Annotated in this window: 9 protein-coding genes; 8 read left to right on the top strand and 1 reads right to left on the bottom strand. The window is 44.7% G+C overall.

The window, feature by feature from the left end:
- Positions 1-274: 274 nt before the first annotated feature.
- The 4 genes from VMW01_08375 (at position 275) to VMW01_08360 (ending at position 4,398) form a co-directional block, all read left to right on the top strand.
- Entirely contained in the window at positions 275-1,837 is a 1,563-nt protein-coding gene (locus VMW01_08375; protein ID HUW06264.1) for a cytochrome ubiquinol oxidase subunit I, read from the top strand.
- 1 nt (position 1,838) lies between these two features.
- Entirely contained in the window at positions 1,839-2,990 is a 1,152-nt protein-coding gene (locus VMW01_08370) for a cytochrome d ubiquinol oxidase subunit II (protein HUW06263.1), read from the top strand.
- Positions 2,991-3,056: 66 nt separating this feature from the next.
- The gene (locus tag VMW01_08365) at positions 3,057-3,182 is read left to right on the top strand and encodes a hypothetical protein (protein ID HUW06262.1); all 126 of its coding nucleotides are present in this window, start codon (positions 3,057-3,059) and stop codon (positions 3,180-3,182) included.
- A gap of 91 nt (positions 3,183-3,273) precedes the next feature.
- On the top strand, positions 3,274-4,398 hold the full coding sequence (locus VMW01_08360) for a chorismate mutase (protein HUW06261.1): 1,125 nt from the start codon (positions 3,274-3,276) through the stop codon (positions 4,396-4,398).
- A 5-nt stretch (positions 4,399-4,403) separates the two neighbouring features.
- On the opposite strand, the gene pssA is transcribed toward VMW01_08360, so the two are convergent.
- Positions 4,404-5,105: a CDP-diacylglycerol--serine O-phosphatidyltransferase gene (gene pssA / locus VMW01_08355; protein ID HUW06260.1), complete on the bottom strand. Its 702-nt coding sequence runs from the start codon at positions 5,103-5,105 to the stop codon at positions 4,404-4,406.
- 105 nt (positions 5,106-5,210) lie between these two features.
- Between pssA and VMW01_08350 the strand changes: the two genes are divergently transcribed.
- The 4 genes from VMW01_08350 to VMW01_08335 all read left to right on the top strand — a co-directional run bounded on the left by VMW01_08350 (position 5,211) and on the right by VMW01_08335 (position 9,863).
- Complete coding sequence (locus tag VMW01_08350; protein HUW06259.1) at positions 5,211-6,305, top strand: hypothetical protein; 1,095 nt, start codon at positions 5,211-5,213, stop codon at positions 6,303-6,305.
- A 7-nt stretch (positions 6,306-6,312) separates the two neighbouring features.
- A complete protein-coding gene (locus tag VMW01_08345; GenBank protein HUW06258.1) occupies positions 6,313-6,732 on the top strand; it encodes a hypothetical protein in 420 nt (139 codons plus the stop codon).
- Between the two features lie 4 nt (positions 6,733-6,736).
- Positions 6,737-7,816: a glutaminyl-peptide cyclotransferase gene (locus VMW01_08340; protein HUW06257.1), complete on the top strand. Its 1,080-nt coding sequence runs from the start codon at positions 6,737-6,739 to the stop codon at positions 7,814-7,816.
- A gap of 127 nt (positions 7,817-7,943) precedes the next feature.
- Positions 7,944-9,863, top strand: coding sequence for a M1 family aminopeptidase (locus tag VMW01_08335; GenBank protein ID HUW06256.1), 1,920 nt, complete (start codon positions 7,944-7,946; stop codon positions 9,861-9,863).
- Positions 9,864-9,873 lie beyond the last annotated feature (10 nt).

Genomic DNA, 9,873 nt, shown 5'->3' with positions numbered 1-9,873 from the left:
TTTATCGACCTAAGCAATTTTATCCTAAATTTGGTTGGAACCTATGAAGAAAAAAAGTTGGTTGTATCGGGTGTTTATGTTTTACTACGAGGGCTTCAAAAGCATGACTCTCGGTAAGACGCTATGGGCATTAATTATTATCAAACTGTTTATAATGTTTGTCGTTTTAAAGCTCTTCTTCTTTCCCAATATTCTTCAGAAGAACTTCAAAACCGACAAGGAACGCAGTGACCATGTGATAGAACAATTAACAAACCCTAAATAAGCTTAAGCTATGATTGGAAACATTGACCTATCGGTTGTTGACTGGTCCAGAGCACAGTTTGCGCTGACGGCAATCTATCACTGGATTTTTGTCCCGCTTACGCTTGGACTCGCGTTTATTGTCGCCATTATGGAGACTCTTTACGTGAGAACTGGCAGCGAAGAGTGGAAGAAAGCCACCAAGTTCTGGATGACTCTTTTTGGTATCAACTTTGCCATTGGAGTTGCTACTGGAATTATTCTGGAGTTTGAGTTTGGTACCAACTGGTCCAACTACTCCTGGTTTGTGGGCGACATCTTTGGAGCTCCATTGGCCATCGAAGGAATAATGGCCTTCTTTCTGGAGTCTACCTTTATTGCAGTTATGTTTTTTGGGTGGAATAAGGTGAGTAAGAAGTTTCACCTTGCCTCCAGCTGGCTTACTGCCATTGGTGCTAACCTTTCTGCACTTTGGATATTGGTAGCCAATGCCTGGATGCAATATCCTGCCGGAATGGCCTTTAACCCCGACACGGCTAGAAATGAGATGGTGAATTTTTGGGATGTTCTTTTTTCGCCGGTGGCCATTAATAAGTTCATGCACACCATAACCTCGGGTTACGTCCTTGCTTCGCTTTTTGTTTTGGGAGTAAGTGCTTGGTACCTGCTTAAAGGGCGAGAGATTCTTATGGCCAAACGGAGTATCGTAGTTGCTGGTGTTTTTGGTTTGCTTAGCTCACTCTTCCTCGCTTTTACAGGTGATGGTTCGGCCTACCAGGTTGCGCAAAAGCAGCCGATGAAGCTGGCGGCCATGGAGGGTTTATACACTGGCAAGACCAACGCTGGTCTTGTTGCCTTTGGCATACTTAATCCTGGGAAAAAATACGACGATAGCACGAGTGCATTTGCATTTAAGATTGAAATACCTAAGCTGCTTTCGATGCTTAGCTACCGCGATGTAAATGCATTTGTCCCCGGTGTTAAGGATGTGGTAAATGGTTATACCTACGTTGATGCCGACGGCAATGCTCAAATTTCCCTTTCGGCGCAGCAAAAAATAAGCCGTGGAAGAGTAGCTATTCAAGCGCTGGCCGATTACCGCAAAGCCAAGCAGGATGGGAATAAGGAGTTGATGAATTTCAGCAAAATGGTGCTTGAGCAAAACTTTCAATACTTTGGTTACGGCTACCTTAACGATCCTTCTAGTATAATACCTAACGTTCCACTTACCTTTTATAGCTTCCACATTATGGTGGTCTTGGGTTTCTACTTCATTATCCTTTTTGCCGTTGTGCTTTGGTTAGTATTTAAGCAGCGGTTGCAAAAACAGCGCTGGATGCTCCGACTTTTAATTATTTCGGTGCCCTTGGCCTACATTGCATCGCAGGCTGGATGGATAGTGGCCGAGGTAGGACGTCAACCATGGGTAATTCAGAATTTGCTGCCAACAGTTGCCGCTGTTTCGCGCATCGATGCTAGCGCAGTTCAAATTACTTTCTGGCTGTTTGGCCTCCTCTTTACCTTGCTGCTTATTGCGGAGCTAAAGATTATGTTCAAGCAAATCAAAATAGGAACTAAAGAGGGAGGACATTAAAATGGTAGACACAACCTACATGCTGTTGCAGCAATACTGGTGGTTCATTGTATCACTGCTTGCTGCCCTTTTGGTGTTTTTGCTTTTTGTGCAGGGGGGCCAAACCCTTATTTACACGGTGGCCAAGAACGAGGATGAACGACGAATGTTGGTTAACTCCTTAGGCCGTAAATGGGAATTTACCTTTACAACGCTAGTGACATTTGGTGGTGCCTTCTTTGCATCCTTTCCACTGTTCTACTCTACCAGCTTTGGTGGAGCTTACTGGGTGTGGATGGCCATTCTTCTAGCCTTTGTTATTCAGGCAGTATCGTACGAGTTCCGCTCCAAACCAAGCAATTTCCTTGGGGCAAAAACTTTTGAGATATTCCTGTTTCTGAATGGATTGCTGGGGACAATTTTGCTGGGAACTGCTGTGGGGACTTTTTTCTCCGGATCGGCCTTTTCGGTTGCCAAGGATAACCTCACTAACCTTGCTCATCCTACCATCTCTGCATGGGAAGCCCCTTTCCACGGGCTAGAAGCGGTGCTGAATGTTCAGAATGTTGCTCTTGGTTTGGCCGTCTTTTTCCTCTCTAGAGTGCTTGCTACACTTTACTTTATGAACAATATTGATGAGGAGAATATTTTTGCTCGATCGAAAAAACAGCTACTATACAACGCAATACCGTTTCTTGTTTTCTTTCTCTACTTCCTGATTTCTGTATTGCTTTCGCAGGGATTTGCCGTTAATCCGTCCAATGGGAAGGTGTTTATGGAAGACTACAAGTATTTCCATAACCTAATGGCGATGCCAGCGGTGCTTGGAGTTTTGCTTGTTGGCGTTGTGCTGGTGCTTTGGGGTATTGGTTCATCACTTTTGAAGCGCAGCACCAAGGGAATTTGGTTTGCGGGACCCGGTGTGGTGCTAACAGTGTTGGCACTTTTCCTTACCGTGGGCTACAACAATACAGCCTACTATCCTTCTACTTTCGACTTGCAGAGTTCGCTTACCATTTACAATAGCTCCTCGAGTAAGTTTACCCTAACGGCCATGAGCATAGTGTCGCTGCTGGTTCCATTTGTTGTGCTCTATATCTTTTATGTTTGGCGAGCCATCAATAATAAAAAGATTGATGCTGCCGAGATGAATGAAGATATTCATGTTTATTAATCCTATTGGTAACCAACCTTATTTACGTAAGGTGAGTCGGAACTTGAAAATTTAAAAATTACACTGATGAAATATCTAACTGAAATATTGGGTTTGGTAAGTTGGCCGGTGCTGATTTATGTTTCATACCGAGTGATAGTGTGGGCCATCGAGAAATTTGAAGAACTCGAAAAGGCTAAACCTGAAGAATAGGTTTCTTGAATTTACTCTCGGGGCTGCAACTATTTGCTGAAATGGTTAGCAGCCCCATTTCGTTTTATATGTTTTGTGGTAATTTATAACTTTGAAGAAAAAATTAATGCTCGATATTGTTTCAACCAACGAATGGTTTGGTGAGGAGTTTGGCCGGCCAATAATCATTGCAGGACCATGCAGCGCTGAAACGCGGGAGCAGGTAATGGCCACTGCAGAAGCGATTGCCCTTATTCCTAGCGTTTCCATTTATCGTGCTGGTGTGTGGAAGCCTCGCACTAGACCTGGAACATTTGAAGGAATGGGCTTGCAAGCGCTGGAGTGGCTTGCCGAAGCAAAGGAGAAAACTGGACTCAAAATGGCTGTTGAGGTGGCAACCCCTGCCCATGTTGAGGCTGCAATGAAGCGGGGAATCGACGTTCTCTGGGTGGGAGCGCGCACCGTTTCAAATCCTTTCTCCATTCAGGAGTTGGCGGCTGCGCTTGGCCGAGTGGATGTACCGGTGCTGGTTAAAAATCCAATTAACCCCGATATTGAACTTTGGATTGGTGCACTGGAAAGGCTCAACAAGGAGGGATGCCGTAAGCTGGCAGCCATCCATCGTGGATTTTACCCATTCGAAAAACGTGGTCTTCGAAATATACCAAGGTGGGAAGTCCCCATCGAGCTTAAGCGTCTTTTTCCCAATCTACCGCTTATTTGCGACCCTAGCCATATTTCTGGTAAGTGGGAGTTGGTGCAGGGTATTGCCCAGCAAGCCCTCGACCTCGACATGGATGGGCTGATGATAGAAACCCACATTAACCCTCCTGCGGCGCTAAGCGATGCCCGTCAGCAACTTACGCCACAGCAGCTACAAGAGGCGCTTACGACAATGTCGTTTCCAACTAGCACAACGGCGGATAGCGACTTTTCGCGGTGTATTGAAACACTTCGGCAGCGAATAGACTCCATCGACGGGCAGGTGTTGGAATTACTTGCTCAGCGGATGAAAATTGCCGAGGAAATTGGACGGTTTAAGCAGCAGCAAAATGTTACCATTTTGCAGGTTAGCCGTTTCGAAAAGATGCTTCGAGATTGGTTGGAACAAGCTGAACCACTTGCTTTGAGTCCCAGCTTTGTGAAAGGCCTGCTTGAGATGGTGCACAAGGAATCCATACTTCGTCAGGAAGCAGTAATAAGAACTAGTAGCAGCGAGAAGAAATTTCCTTGTTAAGCAATTTACTTTCTCTGGGTAATGAGCGACATAAGGATGTAGAGAGGTATTATGCCCAGCAGTGCCATTTCGTGAAGTAGCACTATAATCACGGCTGATAGTCCCAAGAAAATGTAGCGAACCTCGTTTCCTTTCCATTTCATGCTCTTTATTTTCAGAGCAAACATGGGAATTTCGGCAACAAGCAGTAGCGAGAATACAATCGCCACTACCAACAAAATGTATGGATTCAACACTATCGATTTCAGGCCCATGTTGCTTGTATAAAGCAATCCAAAGGAGAGAAGAAAAAGTGCATTAGCTGGTGTAGGCAATCCAATGAATGAGGTTGTTTGGCGAGTATCAATATTGAATTTGGCCAGTCGAAGTGCCGAAAAAACAGCAATAACAAATGCGAGGTAAGGAGTGTAGTCGGCAATGATGCCTTGGGTTCCGGAAAATCCCAGCTGCATCAGTTTAAAAAATATTACCGATGGAGCTACACCAAAGCTTACCATATCGGCGAGCGAGTCGAGCTCTTTTCCAATGTCGGAGTATGCCTTTAAAAGTCGAGCAGTCATGCCATCGAAAAAATCGAAAACAGCAGCTAGTAGAATAAAGGCGGCAGCCATATCAAAGTTGCCGTTGAATGCCATGGTAATGGCAATACACCCAGAGAAAAGGTTCAGCGAGGTTATCGCATTAGGAATGTGACGTGTAATGCTCATGATATAAAGGAATGTTATGCAATAAGTGTGGTAAAGTTAAGTTATTTATTGTAGTTTGGATAAAACCGTCCATTTGTATAAGTTTATTCCCCGAATTTACACCTCATGAGGCTTAAAACCGCTATTGCCATTTTGCTTGTTTTGTTAGGGTTTTCAAACGCTTTTGCACAAACGGCTCCTAAGTATAGTAACGATTTTCTACAGATTGGTGTAGGGGCGCGCGCACTGGGCATGGGGACAGCCGTGTTAACTTCCGATGGTGGCGCATTTGGTGTTTACTGGAATCCTGCGGTTTTGGCTACTTCACCTCAAAAGTATACTGTGGGTGCCATGCATGCCGAATACTTTGCTGGAATTGCCAGCTTCGACTATGCAGGGTTTACATATAGGGTCGACTCTGTTTCTGGTTTTGGATTGAGCTTCATTCGCCTTGGTGTTGACGATATTTTAAATACTACCAACCTTATCGATAAGGATGGAAACCTCGACTACAACCGCATTTCCCTCTTCTCAACCTCCGATAATGCATTTATGCTGAGCTATGGAAAGCGGCTTGCTTCGTTGGGCTTGGACGTGGGCGGAAGTGCAAAAATAATTTACCGGCATGTGGGCCAGTTTGCTGCCGGCTATGGTTTTGGCGTTGACCTTGCCGCAAAAAAATCGTTCAACGGATGGGTGGTCGGAGCCAACTTGAAGGATGTTACCACCACCTTTACCTACTGGACTTTCAACTCCTCCAATCTTGAAATTGCTGTTGGGGATTCAGTCTTTAATGTGGCTCCCTCACAAAATGTGGAGCTCACCCTGCCAAGGCTGGTGACGGGTGTTTCGCGATTGGTTAAGGTGGCCGGCAAAGTTACGGCGTTGGCCGAAGTTAATCTCGACGTTACATTCGATGGGAGACGCCACACGCTCATCTCCTCGAATCCAATTAGCATTGATCCCAAGGTTGGGCTAGAGGTTGGTTACAACCAGCTAGTCTTTCTTCGCATGGGCATTAACAATATTCAGGAGGAGCAGGATTTTGGCGGAAAAAAGAGCTATACCTTTCAGCCAAACCTAGGAATGGGTGTGAGATGGCACGGCTGGACGCTCGACTATGCCCTTACCAACATTGGAAGTGTGGGCGTTGGTCAGTATTCTAACATCTTTTCGATAACCTATAGCTTTAATCGCTTAAATTTGGGCAATTCATTTTAGAGACAATATGGTAAAAGTTGCAGTCGATTTTGACGGAACAATTGTTGAGAATGCTTATCCGGCCATTGGCCAGGAGATGCTTTTTGCATTTGAAACAATGAAGTTGCTGCAGCGTAGGGGATTTCTGTTGATTCTTTGGACATACAGAACTGGGAAGCAGCTGGAAGAGGCGGTAGAATTTTGTCGGCAGCATGGAGTAGAATTTTATGCAGTGAATAATAACTATGCCGAGGAGGTTCTCGATGTAACTGTATCGAGAAAGATCGATGCCGATATATACATTGACGATAAGAATCTTGGGGGATTTCCCGGCTGGAGAAGGGTATGGGAGATGCTTTGCCCCGAAGAAACTGCGATTGATCCTCAGCAGGAAAGGCGTGCTCTTAAAAGAAGAAGTAAAAGTTTTTGGAACATATTTAGAAGATAGAACAATGAATAGAATGTTGATTCAGGCATTCACAACCATGTTGTTAATGGCATTCATGGGTTGTGGCAACACTAGCGAAAAAACCACAAGCCCCACCTCTTCAGAGGCGGCAAGTGAGGTGAAACTGTTTTCTGTTTCTAACCCCTCCGATGGGTCGGTGGTAAGGGCAGGAGAAGTCGTTCCGTTTACTATTGCTCCTAAGTCGGAGAAATATCCGATCGACTCGGCAAGATTATTTGACGGCGCTTTATTATTGGCAAAATTTTCGAAGAACGATGCTACGTGGAATACCCAGAATGCAAAAATGGGAATTAGGCAACTTCGCGTTGTGGCCTATTCTGGCAAGGAGGTCAATTCACAATCGGTTACCCTAAAGGTGCTGCCAAAGGAAAAACCTATTCGACTGAATTTTCGCATAAAGCATATTTACCCTCACGATATTGGCGCCTACACTCAAGGATTGCTCGTTTACAAAGGCGATTTTTTGGAGGGAACTGGACAGCTGGGTGAGAGTAATCTTCGACAGGTTCAAATTACCACGGGCAAGGTGCTGCGGCAGGTTTTTATTCCAGCCGATATGTTTGGCGAAGGGATAACCATCCTTGGTGATAAGATTTATGAGCTAACATGGCGTTCCAATGTGTGCTTTGTTTACGATTTGAACACCTTTAAGCTGATTAATCGATTTAGTTACCCTACCGAGGGTTGGGGCATTACCACCATTGGTAACCAGCTGGTGATGAGTGATGGGTCAAACATTCTTTATTACATGGATCCTGAATACTTCACTGAAAAAAGCAGAATTCAGGTTTACGATAACGAGGGACCTGTTCATAATCTCAACGAGTTGGAGTATATCGACGGCTATATTTGGGCTAACGTGTATATGACCGACCGCATCGTTAAAATCGATCCTAAAACTGGGCAGGTGGTAGCCGATGTGTTCTTCAGCAATCTACTGAAACCATCCGACAGGAAGGAGAATACCGATGTGCTTAATGGCATTGCTTACGACTCAACAACACATCGCATGTATATCACAGGTAAGTATTGGCCAAAGCTTTTTGAGGTGGAGGTTTACTAGTAGCTCCTTATTCCTAAAAACCTAATACCCTAATCAGTTATCTGCCTTTTTTATTCCACAAACCATGGTGTTCTGTGGTGGAAAAATATTTCATAACTTGTCGTAAGTTTTTTCAACACCATGCAAAATGAAAAGGTCAAGATTATTGGTAACCGCATTGCTTTTTTTGTCTCTTTTTTCGAGCCATTTGTTTGCTCAAGAAAAGATACCAACTTTTGTAACTCCCGGGCTTCGTCCAACGACGCGCCAGCTTGCCGATATGGCCAACTATGATGTAAAGTTTTACCACATCGACCTTAGTGCTACCAATACAAGCACCACCATTGCCGGGTTTACAGAAATTAAAGTTGAAAGTAACGTAAGCAACCTTTCAACAATTGTTTTTCAATTGCTCAATCAGCTTACCGTATCATTGGTGCAGGTGAATGGCGTTGATGCAACTTTCACCCATCAATCCAATGAATTGCAGATTACTCCAGCTACACCTATTGGCTTGAATGAAATGGCGATGGTACATGTCAACTATTCGGGAACACCAGTGGGAATGGCCGGTATTCAGAGCACCAAGGATTACAACTGGAACCAAACCATACTATGGACTCTCTCCGAATCGTTTCATGCCTACGAGTGGTTTCCGGTGAAGCAGGTTTTAACCGACAAGGCTGATTCGGCCTACGTTTTCTTAACCGTGCCTTCGACTCTTAAGGCGGCTTCCAATGGACTGCTTACCAAGATAACCGACATGGGGAATGGCACGGTTCGATATGAGTGGATTACTCATTATCCAATCGATTACTACCTGCTGGCCATGACAATAAGTAACTATCAGGAGTATGACAATAGTGTCTTGGTTTCTGGTAAAACAGTACCAATTCAGAATTTCATTTACAATACATCGGGGTGTCTAAGCACATACCAAGCGGTTCTTGATGACACACCTAATATGATTGAAGTCTTCTCCCAACTTTACACTCCTTATCCGTTTAGCACCGAAAAGTATGGGCATGTAATGGCGCCCATCGGTGGTGGTATGGAGCATCAAACGCTTACAACATTGAGCACTTTCACTACCGATTTGATTTCGCACGAATTGGCGCACCAATGGTTTGGCGACTATGTTACCTGTGCCGATTGGGAGGACATTTGGATAAACGAGGGCTTTGCCTCCTATTCCGAATACCTCTATTTGGAGTTTAGCGGGCAAACATCTTCTGCTGCGGCTTGGATGAGCAGCGCATTTTCAATGGCCTTGATGGAACCGCATGGCAGCGTATACGTTCCAGCGAGTGATGCTACCAATGAAAATAGGATTTTCGATTACTACCTCTCCTACAAAAAGGGAGCAGCCATTATACACATGCTTCGTAAGGAGTTGGGCAACGATACGGAATTTTTTGGAATGCTCAGACAATTTTTGACACAATATGGACATGGAACGGCAACCGGCGCTGATTTTCTGACCGTGCTCAATAGTTTTACCGAAAAGGACTACTCTTGGTTTTTTAACCAGTGGTACTATGGCAAGGGGTTTCCTACCGTTTCGTCTACATATCACTATAATACTGGCATGGTTACTTTAAAGTTGAACCAGATCACCAGTGACATTTCGGTTCCATTTTTTAGGATGAGCATGGATGTGCGCATTGCTTTCAGCGGAGGGGTGCGTGATACAACGGTGGTGTGGACTCAAAATGGACAGGAATTTACCATTCCTGTTTCGGGGGAGCCAACTTCAGTTACGCTTGATCCTAATGGTGAATTGCTGATGGTTCAAAACGGTAGTCCTGTTTCAGTGAAGGAGTTGGATGTTGCTTCAAAAGTTCGAATACATCCTAATCCTGCCGGTGACTTTGTTGTGGTTGAGGTAACACCAGACCTTGTTGGTGCTTCCATCTCAATATTCGACCTTGCGGGAAGAGTGGTTTACCATTCAACACTTTCTGGGGAGAAACAGCATGTATCCACCAGAGGATGGGCAAAGGGTATCTATTCTGGGATTATTCAAGAGAATGGTAACCGCATAACCTTCCGCGTTGTAAAGAATTAAACAACCGCGG

This window comes from Williamwhitmania sp. (genome assembly GCA_035529935.1).
Classification (GTDB): Bacteria; Bacteroidota; Bacteroidia; order Bacteroidales; family Williamwhitmaniaceae; genus Williamwhitmania.
Note: the sequence above shows the minus strand (reverse complement) of the source record. Positions and strands in the feature narration are given on the sequence as shown.